Genomic DNA, 17,380 nt, shown 5'->3' with positions numbered 1-17,380 from the left:
CAAAAAAATTAGATTTTAATGGTTCTTGAAAAACGCTATCTTTCACAGTACATCTTTGATCTAAATAGGGATTTAGGATGCCATCCTTGGCGTTTTATCAAGGCGTGCAACTATTCCTTTTGCTTTTACCGGACAGTAGTGTGCGAAGGCAGGAATCCATCCATGATGAAGCACATTGCCAATATAAAAATGGATCCCCGCCTGCGCGGGGGGCATTGTTGCGCGGGGATGACAAAAATCCTTAACTTAATTCTGGCACCCAAAATGTAGCTACTGTCTTGAAATAAATTTTCAAGAGAATTGTTACTTGCTAGAACGTTCTTGATGGAGCGTCAGATTTGAGCTCAGGTTGAACGAAAAATACGATGAGAAAGCGCAGAATACATCGGTATGTGAGCATTTATCAGCGTATTTTTTCGTTCAAGATGAGCCAAATATGGCGCTCCAGTCTAGGGCTAGAATTTTACACCGTATCCACTTGGCGTATTCACTATAGACGCTGCCAATCCTATAAATCTCGGATCAGAAGCAGCAGTTAAAATATTTGTTTGTTTATCCCAGGTAATTGCTTGCATATCACCATAATACTGCCCTAATTGCATTAGGTGATGCCCCATAGCTTTTAATTCCTCTTGAATTGGTATAGAAAAAGTATCCGGCTCAAACTGTAACGTATCCGGTAAATACTGATGATGAAAGCGCATCGCCGAAACCATACTAATTGCACCGTAGGAATCATGAAACACTAATGATGCAATTAATACCATAGTAGGGATACGACTGCCTCCGGGAGTTCCCAAAATGGCGACACGCCCTGGTAATTCAAGAAAAGTAGGCGTCATACTGGATAATGGTCTTTTCCCGGGTGCGATCTCATTTTTATCTGCCCCAACAATACCAAAAACATTTTCTTCACCCACTTTACTGGAAAAGTCATCCATCTCATCATTTAATAAAACACCGGTTCCTTCGGCTACAACACTGGAGCCAAAAATGTAATTTATAGTCAGGGTCGCAGAAACACGATTACCCTCAGCATCAATAATAGAGATGTGAGTTGTATTCGTAGAATTGTTTTGTTTCACCTGAGGATTTTTCACCTGCCCTTGCAAAACAGTACTAGCAATCGCTTTATGGGGGTGTATTAATGTACTGAGCTGTTTTCCATTTTCTGCAGAAATTAACTTTTCAACGGGAATAGTAATAAAATCAGGGTCCCCCAAAAATTGTTCACGCTGCCAATACGCAAGACGCATGGATTCTACAAGATAATGTATCGATTGCACTTTTGAAAATGAAGATAAAGGATAGTGAGACAATATATTCAACATGGTCAATAAGGCGATACCCCCAGCTGAAGGCGGAGGCGCAGTAATAATTAACATATTATGATATGCGCCAATCAATGGCTCTCTAATCTTGATTCGATATTTAGCTAAATCCTCAAGTGTCCATATCCCTCCTGCAGCGTTAACTCCCTTAACTAAACGCTCCGCCACCTCTCCAGCATAGAACCCTTGCTCTCCCTTTTCAGCAATTTGCTTCAAAGTATTTGCTAAATCAGTTTGAATTAAACGCTCCCCGATGAGATAAGGCGATCCATTATTTAGGAAAATTTTGGCTGTAGAAGGATATTTCTTGATTTGCTCTAATCGCTCTGCACTCTTTAAAAAAGAACTTAATTGCTTATCAACCAAAAAACCTTCTTGTGCTAACTTGATTGCAGGACCCAATGTTTTTGCCAAAGGTAGTCGCCCATAATTTTTAGCAATGTATACCAACGCTGCAGGCTCTCCAGGAATTGCTGCGGCTAAACCTCCGTTTAAGGATAACCCGGGTATTACACTGCCGTCAGGTGCCAAATACATGTCTTTTTTTGCCGCCAAGGGAGCTATTTCCCTTCCATCAATAAAGATGTTTTTATGCTTATTTTCTTGATGCAACAACCAAAATCCACCGCCACCTAGTCCTGAATGATAGGGCTCAACTACAGCTAATACTGCAGACATGGCAACTGCTGCGTCAAAAGCATTTCCACCACTGGCTAGAATTTCAAGTCCGGCATTAGTTGCCAATGGATTTGCACTTGCTACAGCATAACCGGGAGGAAAAATGTTATTTTGGTCAGCAAAAGTATATGTAGGGACATAAAATAGTGTTATCAGGCAAAAGGCTTTAAATAATTTTTGACGTACCATGTTGTTCACCCTGTCTCTTTTGGAGTTCCTTTACGACACAAGAAGGCACAAACTGAGAGATATCCCCATTTAAAAGTGCAATTTCACGCACCAGAGTAGACGAAATGTACATAAAATTTTCTGATGGAGTTAAGAAGATTGTTTCTATTTGCTTGGATAATTTCCTATTCATTCCAGCCAGTTGAAATTCATATTCAAAATCAGAAACAGCGCGCAAACCACGTAAAATAATTCCGACCTTTTGTTCCAATACAAAATCAATTAAAAGGTTATCAAATCCGAGTACACGAACTCCTGGTATATCTGCAACCGCCTCTTCTACAAGCTGAATTCTCGTTTCCAGCGGTAAAAATGGACGTTTTGCTTTATTGCTCGCCACTGCAACGAGGATATCTGGAAAAATCTTAGCCGCACGCGTGATAATATCAACATGTCCGTTAGTTACAGGGTCAAAAGTACCAGGATAAATTGCTTTTAATTTCATATTGATTAAGACTGATTGCATATGCGAACAGTCTAGCGTATTGTTAATTGAAAAACTACAAAAACGGACTTGAGGTGATAAATGAATAATATGAAACGATTAGTAATAATTTCTTTTTGCTTCTTAACAGCCTGTGCCCCGCCTCGACCTTCCGGGGAAGTGCCTGAAAACAAAAACATCCCCGTAGGACAAAACAGCGCGATGTCCGGAGCAGAAAATAAAGTGATGTCCGTAGAACAACGCAAAGCAAAAATAGCTACTGTTTCCTCCTGGGAAATTCGTGGCTCCATGGCTGCAAAAAATAAAAATAAAGGATGGTCAGCAGCCATGAACTGGAAACAAAGCGGTCCTGGCGCCTATCAAATCCGCCTAATGGGTCCTTTAGGAGCTGGTACCGTTCTCATTGACAAAAAAGGCAACACCATTACGTTCCAAGATGGGCCTAAACGAATCACGTCTCATAATCCCGATCAACTCTTAGCAGAGCAAACTGGAATCAGACTTCCTGTAAATAATCTTTACTATTGGGTAAGAGGACTACCTGCTCCAGGCCCTGTTCAAGCTGAGAAGCGCGATGAATACAATCACCTAGTACAATTGAAGCAAAGTGGCTATACAATTAATTTCACTAAATACACTTCCGTCAGAGGAGTTGATCTGCCAAGTATGATTCGTCTCGAAGGAAATGGCGTCATGGTTAAAGTAGCTATTCAAAATTGGACTGTTTAAGACCGCTTGCTCACTTGGATTCTGGTAAAACGAAATTCAGAAACTTTTCTGAATTTCGTTTCTACTAACCCTATTTCAATGCTAATATGACACCTAATAATAATGTCAACTACTCTTCTTGCTTAAAAATAAAAAAAATTATTGCTTTCAAAGTTGACATGTTCCTAAAACCCCTGCAAAATACGCAACACATTTGCAGGGATGAACGCAATTTTTAATAATGGATGATTGTAAGAATCTGCAAATTTAGGGGTGTCGCCAAGCGGTAAGGCACAGGGTTTTGATCCCTGCATACCTAGGTTCGAATCCTAGCACCCCTGCCACATTCTTGTTGATTCAAGTAAACAGACAGCAGAAGATAACCTGGAAGGATGCGTTCTGGTAATGCTCAAATAATAATAATATCTTTTTGGCTGTCTTCTGCTATGTGTTTAAGTTTAAATGATTAACCTAGATCTAAAGGCTTTTTACACATGTCCACAATGATGATTTTTGCCGGAAACGCAAATCCGGAATTAGCTCAACAAATTTCTTCTCATTTGAAAATACCTATTGGCCAAGCAACCGTTGGTACCTTTAGCGATGGGGAGACAATGATTGAGATTCTAGAGAATGTTCGTGGTAGGGACGTTTTTATAATCCAGTCAACTTGTGCTCCATCAAATGATAACCTGATGGAACTCCTGACAATGGCTGATGCGCTAAGAAGATCTTCTGCTTCTCGCATCACTGCCGTAGTTCCTTATTTTGGTTATGCCCGCCAGGACCGCCGAGTCCGCTCAGCGCGAGTTCCTATTACAGCAAAAGTTGTTGCTGATATGATGGCATCTGTAGGTATCTGTAGAGTTCTTACTGTAGACCTGCATGCTGATCAGATCCAGGGCTTTTTCTATATGCCAGTGGATAACGTTTATGCAACACCGATACTTCTCGAAGATATAACAAAGCAAAATTTAAAAAATATAATGGTAGTTTCTCCTGATGTTGGTGGTGTTGTTAGAGCTAGAGCCGTTGCAAAACTTCTTGACCACGCAGAATTATGTATTATAGATAAACGCCGGAGCGGTCCTAATAAATCTGAAGTAATGCATATTATCGGTGAGCCCAAGAATAAAAATTGCATTATTGTTGATGATATTGTTGATACCGCTGGAACTCTTTGTTCTGCGGCCCATGAGCTTAAGAAAAACGGTGCTCACAGTGTTAGAGCTTATATAACCCACCCTGTTTTATCTGGCCCTGCAGTCAATAATATTAAAAATTCGGGTCTTGACGAAATTGTAGTAACAGATACGATTCCTTTATCGGCTGAAGCACGTAAATGTGAGAAAATTCGTGTTGTAAGTCTATCTGATATGCTGGCACAAGCCATCAAACGGGTTAACATAGAAGAATCTGTCAGCTCGATGTTTGCTGAATAAACTAAAAACTTGTGTGAATGAGATTTTTGTTGGGTCGAACGACCCAACCTACTCCCCGTTCTGGATGTTAACCAAGATCCAATTAAAATGGTATCTGAGCCTTGCTGAAAGCACGTATTTGAATCTTAGTGGAAAGTCTGATTTGAGCTCAGGTTGAACGAAAAATACGATGAGAAAGCGCAGCATACATCAGTATATGATGAGCGCATTTATCAGCGTATTTTTTCGTTCAAGATGGGCTAAATATGGCTTTCCGGTCATAGAGCATCATGAACTATTAAAAAATTTAAGTTAAAAAAAAGGAGCTTATCAGCTCCTCTTTTTTATTTAATTTCTGTTAGTCTCGAGTACCAACATATTTATCATCGAAATATCGACGTAATTTAGTCCTCAAAGTTCCACGACTAATTCCCAGCATAATTGCAGCTCGTGACTGATTGTACTTGCAATGCTCCATCACTGCACGAAACAATGGTGTTTCAATCTCTTCAAGTACAAACTGGTATAAGTCAACAGGATCAGTTCCCTTAAGCTCTGAAAAATATTTTTGCACTGAAAGAGTTACGCTTTCGGCCAGAGAAGCGGTGTTATCCACTACTTCATTACTGATTGTTGTCATTATTATTAGCTCCTCCTTTTAAAAACAGTATATTACCGAAACAAGCCCGTTGAAACAAGGGTAGAACAGAAAAAACTGCATTAATAATCAATATATAATGTTCAATATCAGCACAAAAAGCTCTTATAAGGAGTAGGTTGATTTTTACTATCTACTCCTTACAAAATTACTCCAATTCCATCTTAAAATTTCATCATTGAAGGATCATAAGGTTTACCATTAATTGTAAATTTACCTTGATCCAAACTTACCTCAATTACAAAGTCTTTACCTTGAGCTATAATTAAACCATTTTGCTGTAATGCATTTATTTGTTTATTTGTTTGCATTTCTGCTAATTGCTCAGGAGTTGGAGTTGGAGCAGCTGGTTGATTTGGCTGCCCTGCAGCTTGACTCGCTTGCAATTGCTGCGTTAGGGTTTGTTGTAGATCAGGTTTTTTAGCAATTTGTTGAAGCACTGATTGTTTCATAATTGCTTTTACTGCCTCTGCGGGTACCTGCAGCTTCGCTTTGCCTTGGATCTTTTGCATCATTTCAAATGGATTGGCATTTTCACCTTTAGGCATTGTTACAAACATATTTCCTTCAATCTGTCCTTGTGGAATTGTGAAGCTCAGTTTGGAGATTTCAAATTCTGCACCCTTGTTAAATAATTTGGGCACTTCAGGAAGAAGGGCCAGCATTGCTTGTTGGCGTTGCATCTCGTTGCCATTTTGCATTGCTGTTGTTTGCTCATTGATTTTAGCCAATACATCTGCATCAATATTTCTTAAAGCAACTTGTAATTCTCCTGGGCCATAATTCTGACCATTTGCTAATACTGATTTTAAAGCCAGATTAAAGTTGGTATTAAAAAGATGTTGCTCAATATCACTATCTGATCTGATTGTGAGATCATTAATTGAAAACAGCTTTTCATCTTTAACATAGATATCAAAAGAAGGTAGGAAGAAGTTTGCATCACCCAGATACAATCCAGCGGGTGTTTCATGCAAATCATAATCACTCGATACTTTGCTTAAAGTAATTTTAGTATCGTCTTTAGTCGCATTTAGGCCATCCAAGACAACTTTACCGGCAACTTTACCCATTCCAGATGACATCGTTGTGCTTGAATCCATACCTAACCATTCAAGATTACCAGAACCATCTTTGGCAATTAATTTAAAATTGGGAACTTTAAAATCTACAGTGCTTTCGTTCAGATAATTAACGAAAATGCTTAAATCCAACTTTGGTTTAATTGATTCCTTGGTAAATTGAGTATCAAATTGCTGGTTATATTGTTCTGGGAATGGAAAAACTGCCTCAGCATAGCCCAATCCAAAACGCAATTTATTATTAGCATAAATAATAGGGCCATGATGGATTGTTAGTGGCATCACCATGTTATAGTCTTGGGCAGGAAGAGTTTGAAGTTGTCCATTATTATCTTTTACGATGCGCTCTGGAATATGCAACTGCCATTTAATCTGGGCTTCGGAGTCAAATAATCCTCTATTGTATCGCTCGATTTCAGCATAGAGTCCATTAGATTGGTCAATTACTTCTATATTCTTTCTGATCGTTCTTTCAGTAAGAAAGCCCATGCCATAATATCCGCCTAGAATTAGAACGGCCAGGATAATTATTAATCCTGTTAATTTTTTCATTCTCTTCTCCATGTTATTAATTCGCATGCAGCAAAACTGCAGCTGAAAGTATAGCAGTAAATAACATCAGAGTGCGATACGCGCTTGTAAAAAAACAGGTGTAACTATTTTTTTATATCAGTAAGAAAAGCCAAGCGCTTAGGAGTGGTTCACTGGCTTGCAATAGGTTTCTTTAACAGTAAAAGCTAATACCAGTGCGATTATAGAACAAAGAGGTAATAGTTTTAAACCCGCTTGGAAATCAGAGAGCAATAAAGATTCAACGTTATAAGCACGCGCACCAGATACCATATCAACCAATCGTCCAACTAAAGGTTGTAATGAAGCGCCCACGAAAATCGATATCATATTGGTAAACGCAATTGAGGTTCCTACTACATTTCTATCATGTATCTCCGTTGAAACAGCATAGGCAATCGCAACACCAGTATTCGTTAAACCGAAAAGAAAGAACAGTAAATAAGCCGAGTTTTGACTTAAATTAGGACTATACACAAATAGGGATGTAAAAAGTATACCAAAGCATGCTGAAAGAATCATTAAAGGTTTACGTCGTCCCATTCTATCTGAAATCCAACCTGATAAGGGACCACTAATACCCCAGCCAATAAAAATTAATCCGGTAGCAAAAGCAGCGGCATGTGCACCTAATCCTCTACCATATTGCAGGTATGCAGGTCCAATTGCCTCACCAATAACAGCTGTTGGCCCAAATAAAAATCCAGCATAAAACGCATTAAGCCAAGTTTGTCTGCACGATAAGATAATTTTTAAACTCTGAAGAATACTGATCTGATTAATAGATCGTACCTCACTACGATGTTCTCCTGGTTTATCTTGTATAAATTGATACAACAAAGCAGCGAGTGCAATAAAGAGAAAAGCAATAATCAACATGCTGTGGCGCCATCCCACATTAGTGACTAAAAATGAAACAGGAGCTTCTCCTGCAGCGGCACCTAACATTCCTAAGGCTTGGGTTAAACCAGCGAGTAAACCGAGCATTGTCGGTGGGAACCAGGATGTAGCTAATCTCAGAGAGCAAATAAACGCAAAAGCTGCACTAAAACCTATGAGCATCCTTCCTATTGAGGCCATAAGTAAACTATCGGCAAGGCCAAAAACACAACAACCAAAAGCCGTTACGAGCGACATAACCGTGAGCAGCCAACGTATACTTAAACGGTCTACAGTCAGCCCTACAGGAATTTGCATCAGGATATATGGAACATAGAATGAGGCAGTTAAAATACCAAAACCCGCTTCATTAATCCCAAAATCAATTTGTAAGTATCGATGCATTACTCCGGGTGCAACACGAGCCATATAATCAGAAAAATAGAATGCGGCAGCTAATCCCCATACTAACCAAGCAAATCCTAAATAATTTTTACGATTATAAATTTCTACTCTAGACTCATGTACTTTATTCATAAACTCTCTGCGTTAATAAAAACCCTAATCGGCTCTGTTCAATTGAATGGTTACCTGGCCATTACACATCAAAAAAACAACCCAGGATAGAGATTGTTAAACATTTCACCTAATAATACCTCAACAATATGAAATAAAAACAAACCCTAAAATATTTATCTAAAAAGTGAGCAATAAATCTGCAAAACCAATGCAACATTATACTAGGGTTGTCATTTATTTCAACACATAGTTTGATTTCATTTTCATAGGTACAGAAAATGGTTATAATTTGCTGTGTTGTATCGTTTTTTCTATGTTATCGTTGAATTTGTATTATCTTATACTAAATTTTATTACAACGAGTACGACTTGATTAAAATCAAAACTAAGGCTTAAAATGAATGCTCTTAATCTTGCAATAAAAGAAGCTCTTGATACGAATGGAGCTACCAAAGAAGCCAATAAGGCTTATCTTGAGTTTATTAAAGCCAACTTTATCATTCCAGTAGAACAAAATTCCGAAGATGAGCAGCCTAAGGTATTGTTTTTACAAGATCAAGAGCATGTCTTCCTTCCGGTGTTCACCGAAATACACTATCTTGAAGCATGGGGTGGCGATATAGCTCACAAAATTAAACTTCTTAAATTATCAGGTGTAGATTTGCTCAAGGGGCTTGGTGAAAATGTGACCGTATGTCTTAACATAGGCAGTGAAATTTATAAAGAATTTAATCCTTCAGAAACGGCACGAATGCGCTCCATGGTATTAAAACTTTTTAAGAATTAGTACTACATCATTAAATCCCCCTCTCCCAATTGGGAGGAGGAAAAAATGAGAGGTTAAGCAGTACAATACAACATGGTGAAATAAAAAAATCTTGAAGAGTTTTGCATACAAAAATTTATGCTACCAATTCAAATAATTGATATCCCACTAATGCTGAAGCTGCTATTGCGCCACTAATTTCAATTACCAGAGATAAAAAGCCGTGCTTATGGCAATACTCTTGATCATTCGCGGCACGTTCTTCGGCAGATAGCTCGGCTTCTTCATGGGCATTCAATTCAAATAAAGGTTCTTCACCCCCAATTGCATCCCACCAGCCTTCTAACCAGTGCTCTGCTTGTTGGGTTCCTTTACGAAATGGATTATCCACTTCAGCTACGTCTGCAAGTGCGCATTCATAGCCCAATGCATAACTGTCTTCGTAGCTTGGATGTTCAATGTTAAAACGTAATTTAATATGTGGTAGTAAGGCTGTTATGTCGTTCATGATTATACCCTCTATTTATTTATACAGTATCAATACTGTTAATCATTTCTACATTTAAAACAATTTTACGACTTTCTGTTAACGCTTATTTACCAAATAAAAACATTTACTAATTCTTGACAAATTTTTCTTTACCCTGAAAAAAATAAATTCAAAATCATTTCGATTACTCTCTGTATTATTTATTAAAGCAATTTTCGGGCCAAGTTTTTTTGTCTTTTAAAAAAACAGAAGAAATAGAGTAAGAACAAAAAGAGGGATAAAATATAAAATTGTGGCAGAATTTAACTTTTTGCCGGCAAATTTTGCCGGTCGTATATAGTCTTACCCACTAGCTTTAGACAAAGCGACGCAAGTGAATAAGGCGAACGAGTGTATATATTAATACATGACTGAAGCCGAGTGAGTGAGCGTGCAATGCAGTATAAAGTTTAGTGTGGAAGGCTATAACATTATTACTAAGGAGCCAAACGATGATACTTCCATTGCCCATCTTTTAGATAATAGTGAATTCTATCATGCAAGCGGTTATCACGGCCTTGCCAAAACTCAATTTCCTCAGGAATAACCAGATAGCCACCCCAATAGCTAGGTCGTAATACAGGCTCTTGTCCGTATTTTTGAATTAAATCATTTAAAGCGTGTTCTAATGATTCTCTTCCCCCAATTTCCTGACTTTGCGGCGAGACAATAGCACTGAATTGGCTTTTAACCGGTCTTGTTGAAAAATAAAGATCGGATTGCTCCTTATTAATCTGTTCGACTTGACCACGGATACGTACCTGTCTTGCCATTTGTGGCCAATAAAAATTAAGGGCCGCATAATGGTTATTTTGAATTTGCTTTGCTTTTGTACTTTGATAATTGGTATAGAAAATAAATTGTCCCCTATCCAAACCTTTTAACAAAACTACTCGAGTATCTGGGTGACCTCTCTCGTCTACAGTTGCAAGAACCATAGCGGTAGGATCATTTTTTTCATTTTTTAAAACATCCTCAAACCAAAGCTTAAATTGGACAATTGGATCCTCTGGAAGTGATTGTTCACTTAAATTCAGATCACCATACTCTCGTCTTATATCAGCAATGCTTCGAAAATTTGTCATGAAATGCCATAAAAAAGAAATTGGGTTCAGCACAGCATAACCCAGGGTTATATAGATCGTGATTCGCTCATCCTGGGCCTCAACCCAGGATTACATCTCAATTATCAGCGTAAGAGTTACCAGCCGGTTACTTCAGCAATTGCATCACCCAAATCAGCTGGGGAGCGTACTGTTCTTACTCCAGCAGCTTCTAAAGCTGCGTATTTTTCAGCTGCTGTTCCTTTACCACCGGAAATAATCGCACCGGCATGTCCCATACGTTTTCCTGCAGGTGCAGTAACACCCGCAATATAGGAAACTACAGGTTTGCTTACGTGAGATTTAATGTATTCAGCGGCCTCTTCTTCTGCAGATCCTCCAATTTCACCTACCATGATAATAGCTTGTGTTTTAGCATCTTGTTCAAATAAAGCCAAAGCATCAATAAAACTGGTTCCAGGAATTGGATCTCCTCCAATACCAATACAGGTACTTTGACCAAAGCCTTTATCTGTGGTTTGTTTCACCGCTTCATAAGTTAGAGTACCAGAGCGTGAAACAATACCTACTTTACCAGGTAAATGAATTGATCCGGGCATAATCCCAATCTTGCATTCGCCTGGGGTAATTATTCCAGGACAATTAGGTCCAATTAAACGGGCTTGGGTATTGTTTTCCAAATAGACTTTTACTTGCAACATATCTAATACAGGAACGCCTTCCGTAATGCAAACAATTAATTGAATGCCTGCATCTGCAGCTTCTAAAATAGAATCCTTACAAAATGGTGCTGGAACATAAATCACGCTGGCTTCCGCTTTGGTTTCTTCAACCGCTTCACGCATTGTATTAAATACTGGCAAGCCTAAATGCTTTTGTCCGCCTTTGCCTGGGGTCACACCACCCACCATACGTGTGCCATAAGCAATTGCTTGTTCTGAATGATAAGTTCCTTGCTTTCCAGTAAAACCCTGACACAGTACTTTAGTATGTTTATTAACTAATACACTCATTGTTAACCTCGAAATTTAGTAATTAGGCGACAGCTGCCACAATCTTCTTCGCAGCATCAGTTAAACTGGTTGCAGCAATCACATTCAAATCACTTTTATTTAAAATATCAGCACCTAGTTGTGCATTATTACCTTCAAGACGCACTACTACAGGAATCTTCACATCGACTTCTTTCACTGCAGCGAGAATACCATCGGCTATGAGATCACAGCGCACAATACCACCAAAAATATTGACTAAAATGCCTTTGACTTTTTCATCAGAGACAATAATTTTCAATGCTTCACTCACTCGTTCTTTAGTAGCGCCACCACCCACATCAAGGAAATTAGCCGGCTCACCACCATGAAGCTTTATCACATCCATAGTCGCCATAGCTAGACCAGCACCATTCACCATACAACCAATAGTTCCATCGAGTGGAATATAATTTAATTCCCAATCACTGGCACGATTTTCGCGCTCATCTTCTTGGGTAGTATCGCGCATATTTTTTAATTTAGGTTGACGATACATGGCATTGCCATCAATATTAATTTTTCCATCCAAACAAATTAATTGCCCTTGCTTTGTTACAACTAATGGGTTGATTTCTAATAAACTTAAATCACAATCAACAAACATCTTGCCCAAGCCCATCATCAAATGGGTAAAGTGTTTAATTTGCTCTTCCTTTAATCCCAATTTAAACCCTACGTCACGACATTGGAACGGCATAACACCGACAAGTGGATCGACAATGACCTTGAAAATTTTTTCAGGTGTCTCTTCAGCCACTTTTTCTATTTCGACGCCACCCTCAGTAGAAGCCATGAATACAACACGACGGGTAGCACGATCAACAACTGCTCCAAGATATAATTCTCGGCCAATATCACATGTTTCCTCAATGAGCACGCAATTCACTGGCTGACCATAAGCATCTGTTTGGTATGTTACTAAACGAGTCCCTAATAAGGATTTAACCGCTGCAGCCAACTCATCTTTATTCGAGACTAATTTCACACCACCGGCTTTCCCGCGACCACCCGCGTGAACTTGGGCTTTAACAACCCAACGCGCAGTAGATAACTGTGAAGCCACTTGGATTGCATCTTCAACATTATAAGCTACTTCACCATTTGGAACGGGTAAATTGTAGCTCGCAAATAATTGTTTGGCCTGGTATTCATGTAAATTCATTGCAATTACCTTTCTAAAAGAAGCAAAATCCGTCAATGATCATAAGTGTCAATTTGTGCATAGCATCCTGAGTGAGAGCAAAACTCAGGATTTACTATGAATACATTTATGAGTCAAATGCGGATCTCGCTGTTACATTTCATTAAACATTAAGTAAAAGGCGAGCAGGATCTTCCAATAACTCTTTAACACTCACCAAAAACTGTACTGAATCTTTACCATCAATCAATCGATGATCATAAGATAAAGCGACATACATCATAGGACGAATCACTATTTGTCCTTTTTCCACCACAGGTCTGTCTTCAATTTTATGCATTCCCAGGATACCTGTTTGCGGAGGGTTAATAATTGGGGTAGCCAATAACGAACCAAATACCCCACCATTGGTAATGGTAAAGGTACCTCCTTGCATGTCTTCCATAGCTAATTTACCGTCTCTAGCTTTTTTTGCAGAATCATTAATTGCCAGCTCAATGTCTGCCATACTCATTTGATCGGCATCCCGAATCACGGGGACTACCAGTCCTCTCTCTGTAGATACAGCAATACCAATATCATAAAAGCCATGATAAACCACATCTTGGCCATCTATGGACGCATTTACTGCTGGAAAACGCTTTAATGACTCAACAACTGCCTTAGTAAAAAAGGACATAAATCCAAGCTTGACTCCGTGCTTTTTCTCAAAACTGTCTTTATATTGAGCACGCATGTCCATCACTGCTTTCAAATTGACTTCGTTAAATGTGGTCAACATCGCCGCGTTATGCTGGGCTGCCAATAAACGCTCTGCAATTTTAGCCCTTAAACGAGTCATCGGAACGCGGCGCTCTTCGCGTAAGCCCATGGGTGTCTTATGTGTCTCTTCTTTTTTACTCTCTCCAGATTTAGAGGTTTTTTCTCTATTAGATTCTATGTAAGAGAGAACGTCATCTTTAGTAATACGCCCATCCTTGCCACTGCCTTGAATTTGCCCGGGCTGAAGATCATGTTCTGCCAGCATGCGACGAACCACAGGACTGGTTGATTTGTCTTCCTTGGCGCTTACTTTATCACTTTCAGCTTCGTCACGTTCCTTAGACGTTTCAGTTTTCTTTTCTTCCTTCTTTTCTTCTTTAGCTTCAGAGTCAGAGCCTTCTTTTATTTTTGCTAGTAACTGGCCAGACTGTACTGTATCACCTTCTTGAAACTTAATTTCAGCCAATATTCCATCAGCAGGAGCAGGCACTTCTAATACGACTTTGTCAGTTTCTAGATCCAGTAAATTTTCATCACGAGTAACTTTATCACCTACTTTTTTGTGCCATGCAGCTACAGTTGCATCAGCAACTGATTCAGGCAAAACAGGTACTTTGACTTCAATAGACATGATTATACCTTCTTATTTTATTAAATTTGTTAACACATTGTAGTCTGGAGAAACGCCAGACTACGATAAACTCAAACTCAGTCCAATAAAGCTTGTGCTACCAAAGCTTGCTGTTGTTGTGCATGCAGTGCTGGACTTCCGACAGCAGGTGCGGCAGCAAATTCTCTTCCGGCATAATGCAAGGATTGCTCAGGACGTAAACAATCTTTTATATTATGTTGAGAAGAAAACCAGACTCCCTGATTTTGTGGCTCTTCCTGGCACCAAATAATTTGCTTAGCTTGAGTATATTTATTTAGCTCTGTTGTAAGTGCTTTTTTAGGAAACGGGTATAATTGCTCGATTCGCACTAAAGCAATATGGTTTAACTCTTTATCACGACGCATTTGCAGTAAATCATAATAAACCTTTCCACAACACAATACTACTTTTGTAACTTTTTTCGCATCAAGCGTGTCAATTTCTGGAATAACGTTATGGAATTTACCTTTAAATAAATCCTCTAAAGGAGAAACTGCTAATTTATGACGTAAAAGACTCTTAGGCGTCATGACGATTAAAGGTTTCCGGAAATTACGAATAACTTGTCTTCTTAATAAATGGAATATCTGTGCTGGAGTAGTTGGGGTACAAACTTGCATATTATGCTGAGCACAAAGCTGCATGTAACGTTCCAAACGAGCTGATGAATGCTCCGGTCCCTGCCCTTCATATCCATGGGGTAATAACATGACTAAACCACATAAACGGCCCCATTTTTGCTCACCAGAACTGATGAATTGATCAATAACTACTTGGGCGCCATTGGCAAAATCACCAAACTGAGCTTCCCATAATACTAAGAAATTTGGGGCAGAAGCAGCAAATCCATATTCAAAAGCCAATACTGCTTCTTCAGAAAGTACCGAATCGATTACAGAAAAAGGCCGATCCAACTCATTCTTTATTTGTTCGAGTGGAATAAACGTTTCGCCAGTTTCAGCATCATGTAATGCTGCATGCCTGTGAGCAAAAGTTCCTCTTCCAGAGTCCTGACCTGATAAACGCACGCCATAACCTTCTTGAACTAAACTGGCGTATGCCATAGTTTCAGCATATCCCCAGTTCATCGGTAACTCACCTGCGGTCATTTTATCGCGTTCTTTTAATAACCGTTGAACGACGGGGTGTAATGTAAAACCTTTAGGTAAGGCATTCAATTGCTTGGTTAATTTTTGTAAGTTCTCCTTGGTGATCGTAGTATCTACTTTATCTGTCCATTTTGCATTCACATAAGGAGTCCAATCAACTGCATATTTACCTTCATAATCACCGTGAACCAAATCCACTACCGCCTTTCCTTTATCCAAGGTATCACGATAAGCATCCACTAATTTTTCAGAATCTTTACTCGTCAACAAACCTTCTTGAATCAAGTGATCGGCATAAATTTCGCGTAAGGGACGCATTGATTTAATTTTTCGATACATAGAAGGTTGAGTTACTGCCGGCTCATCTGCTTCATTATGTCCATGTCGGCGGTAACACACGAGATCAATTACAACATCCCGTTTAAATTTCATTCTAAAATCAAATGCAAGCTTAGTCGCAAATACGACTGCTTCAGCGTCATCACCATTCACATGAATAACAGGTGCCTGAACCATTTTGGCAACATCAGTACAATATAAAGTAGAACGCGCATCCAAGGGATTACTGGTGGTAAAACCTATTTGGTTGTTAATAACAATGTGAACCGTACCGCCTGTGCAATAACCACGGGCCTGAGAAAAATTAAATGTTTCCATCACGACGCCTTGGCCGGCAAACGCAGCATCCCCATGAATGACAACAGGGACAACTTTCTCCTTCTTCTTCAGATCATCACGACGACCTAACCGAGAGCGAACAGATCCCTCTACTACAGGGCCAATAATTTCCAAGTGTGACGGATTAAACGCTAAAGCCAGATGCACTACTGAGCCTGAATTTGTTTTTATATCTGAAGAAAAACCTAAATGATACTTCACATCACCGGTACGTTCGTATTTTATTTTTCCTTCAAATTCCTGGAAAAGCTGGTTAGGCTCTTTACCTAAAACATTTACCAACACGTTGAGACGGCCTCGATGTGCCATACCAATAACTACTTCTTTAACATGATCCCTTCCAGCACATTCAATGATTTCTTTCATCATAGGAATAAGAGAGTCCCCCCCCTCAAGAGAGAATCGTTTTTGTCCCACGTAGCGAGTACCTAAATAACGCTCTAAACCATCTGCAGCAATTAAGTCTTTTAAAATTTGCAGCTTTTTTTCTTTATCCAAATTGGGACGACCGCGTACAGACTCCATTCGTTCTTGCAGCCATTCTATTTCTTCGGTATTAGAAATATGCATGTACTCAATACCAATACTGCCGCAATATGTTTCACGCAGTGCTTGGTATATCTCATCCAGAGTCATTTCTGGACCATTAAACGTGGTACCTGCAAAAAACTTTCGATTTCTATCTACATCAGATAAATGATGATATTCCAATTCCAATGCCGGAACTGGACTGCGTTCTGTCATTTCCAGGGGATCGAGTTTAGCAGCATGATGTCCCAATGCACGATATGCATTGATTAAATCTGCAATTCGGAATTGTTGGCTATCTGAAGCTTGAACTACAGGTACTGCTTTTTTATCTGCATTCTGCAAAAAATAATCACGGATATCTCGATGCGAGAATTCCTTCTCGGCACTATTAACCTTAGGCAAAGCACTGAATACTGCGCGCCAATCGGATGAAACCGAACTAGGATCAGCAAGATAATCTTCGTAAAGACTATCAACATACGCCATACTTCCGCCAGATAAATAGGAAGAAGCCCATTCTTTTTGCAGATCGGAACTGCTCATTTTCTCTCTCTCCAAAGGGGTATTGATTTCTACCACCATTAAAATTGGCATT

At 39.2% G+C, this 17,380-nt stretch carries 14 protein-coding genes and 1 tRNA gene; 4 read left to right on the top strand and 11 right to left on the bottom strand.

From position 1 onward, the window contains the following. Positions 1 to 455 precede the first annotated feature (455 nt). A complete protein-coding gene (gene ggt / locus Lani_RS07080; RefSeq protein ID WP_019234547.1) occupies positions 456 to 2,198 on the bottom strand; it encodes a gamma-glutamyltransferase in 1,743 nt (580 codons plus the stop codon). Continuing rightward, positions 2,176 to 2,703 (bottom strand): pantetheine-phosphate adenylyltransferase, encoded by a 528-nt coding sequence (coaD, locus tag Lani_RS07075; RefSeq protein ID WP_019234548.1) that lies wholly within the window; start codon positions 2,701 to 2,703, stop codon positions 2,176 to 2,178. Before coaD ends, ggt begins: the two co-directional genes overlap by 23 nt. 60 nt (positions 2,704 to 2,763) lie before the next feature. Between coaD and lolB the strand changes: the two genes are divergently transcribed. From lolB to Lani_RS07060, 3 genes are all read left to right on the top strand, one after another. Next, positions 2,764 to 3,411: a lipoprotein insertase outer membrane protein LolB gene (gene lolB / locus Lani_RS07070; RefSeq protein WP_019234549.1), complete on the top strand. Its 648-nt coding sequence runs from the start codon at positions 2,764 to 2,766 to the stop codon at positions 3,409 to 3,411. A gap of 248 nt (positions 3,412 to 3,659) precedes the next feature. Next, positions 3,660 to 3,734 (top strand) — tRNA-Gln (locus Lani_RS07065). Positions 3,735 to 3,884: 150 nt separating this feature from the next. Continuing rightward, positions 3,885 to 4,832 carry a ribose-phosphate pyrophosphokinase gene (locus tag Lani_RS07060; protein WP_019234550.1) on the top strand — a complete coding sequence of 316 codons (948 nt, stop codon included), beginning with the start codon at positions 3,885 to 3,887 and terminating at the stop codon, positions 4,830 to 4,832. 337 nt (positions 4,833 to 5,169) lie between these two features. On the opposite strand, the gene Lani_RS07055 is transcribed toward Lani_RS07060, so the two are convergent. The 3 genes from Lani_RS07055 to Lani_RS07045 all read right to left on the bottom strand — a co-directional run bounded on the left by Lani_RS07055 (position 5,170) and on the right by Lani_RS07045 (position 8,537). Then, positions 5,170 to 5,451, bottom strand: coding sequence for a helix-turn-helix domain-containing protein (locus Lani_RS07055; protein ID WP_003633193.1), 282 nt, complete (start codon positions 5,449 to 5,451; stop codon positions 5,170 to 5,172). 182 nt (positions 5,452 to 5,633) lie between these two features. Beyond that, the gene (locus Lani_RS07050) at positions 5,634 to 7,103 is read right to left on the bottom strand and encodes a YdgA family protein (RefSeq protein ID WP_058388486.1); all 1,470 of its coding nucleotides are present in this window, start codon (positions 7,101 to 7,103) and stop codon (positions 5,634 to 5,636) included. Between the two features lie 138 nt (positions 7,104 to 7,241). Beyond that, complete coding sequence (locus Lani_RS07045; RefSeq protein ID WP_019234552.1) at positions 7,242 to 8,537, bottom strand: MFS transporter; 1,296 nt, start codon at positions 8,535 to 8,537, stop codon at positions 7,242 to 7,244. A 379-nt stretch (positions 8,538 to 8,916) separates the two neighbouring features. Between Lani_RS07045 and Lani_RS07040 the strand changes: the two genes are divergently transcribed. Then, positions 8,917 to 9,306, top strand: a complete 390-nt coding sequence (locus Lani_RS07040; RefSeq protein ID WP_019234553.1) for an SseB family protein — start codon at positions 8,917 to 8,919, stop codon at positions 9,304 to 9,306. 115 nt (positions 9,307 to 9,421) lie between these two features. Here Lani_RS07040 and Lani_RS07035 read toward each other — a convergent pair whose 3' ends face one another. From Lani_RS07035 to Lani_RS07010, 6 genes are all read right to left on the bottom strand, one after another. Then, on the bottom strand, positions 9,422 to 9,793 hold the full coding sequence (locus Lani_RS07035) for a hypothetical protein (protein WP_019234554.1): 372 nt from the start codon (positions 9,791 to 9,793) through the stop codon (positions 9,422 to 9,424). 458 nt (positions 9,794 to 10,251) lie between these two features. After that, positions 10,252 to 10,899: a pyridoxamine 5'-phosphate oxidase gene (pdxH, locus tag Lani_RS07030; RefSeq protein ID WP_058388485.1), complete on the bottom strand. Its 648-nt coding sequence runs from the start codon at positions 10,897 to 10,899 to the stop codon at positions 10,252 to 10,254. 116 nt (positions 10,900 to 11,015) lie between these two features. Further along, the gene (gene sucD / locus Lani_RS07025; RefSeq protein ID WP_019234556.1) at positions 11,016 to 11,891 is read right to left on the bottom strand and encodes a succinate--CoA ligase subunit alpha; all 876 of its coding nucleotides are present in this window, start codon (positions 11,889 to 11,891) and stop codon (positions 11,016 to 11,018) included. 22 nt (positions 11,892 to 11,913) lie between these two features. Then, entirely contained in the window at positions 11,914 to 13,074 is a 1,161-nt protein-coding gene (sucC, locus tag Lani_RS07020; RefSeq protein WP_058388484.1) for an ADP-forming succinate--CoA ligase subunit beta, read from the bottom strand. A 142-nt stretch (positions 13,075 to 13,216) separates the two neighbouring features. After that, the gene (odhB, locus tag Lani_RS07015; RefSeq protein ID WP_019234558.1) at positions 13,217 to 14,446 is read right to left on the bottom strand and encodes a 2-oxoglutarate dehydrogenase complex dihydrolipoyllysine-residue succinyltransferase; all 1,230 of its coding nucleotides are present in this window, start codon (positions 14,444 to 14,446) and stop codon (positions 13,217 to 13,219) included. Between the two features lie 77 nt (positions 14,447 to 14,523). Continuing rightward, a complete protein-coding gene (locus tag Lani_RS07010; protein ID WP_058388492.1) occupies positions 14,524 to 17,328 on the bottom strand; it encodes a 2-oxoglutarate dehydrogenase E1 component in 2,805 nt (934 codons plus the stop codon). Positions 17,329 to 17,380: the final 52 nt, after the last annotated feature.

The sequence above is a fragment of the Legionella anisa genome (assembly GCF_001467525.1).
Classification (GTDB): domain Bacteria; phylum Pseudomonadota; class Gammaproteobacteria; order Legionellales; family Legionellaceae; genus Legionella; species Legionella anisa.
This window is presented reverse-complemented; position numbering and strand designations above follow the sequence as displayed.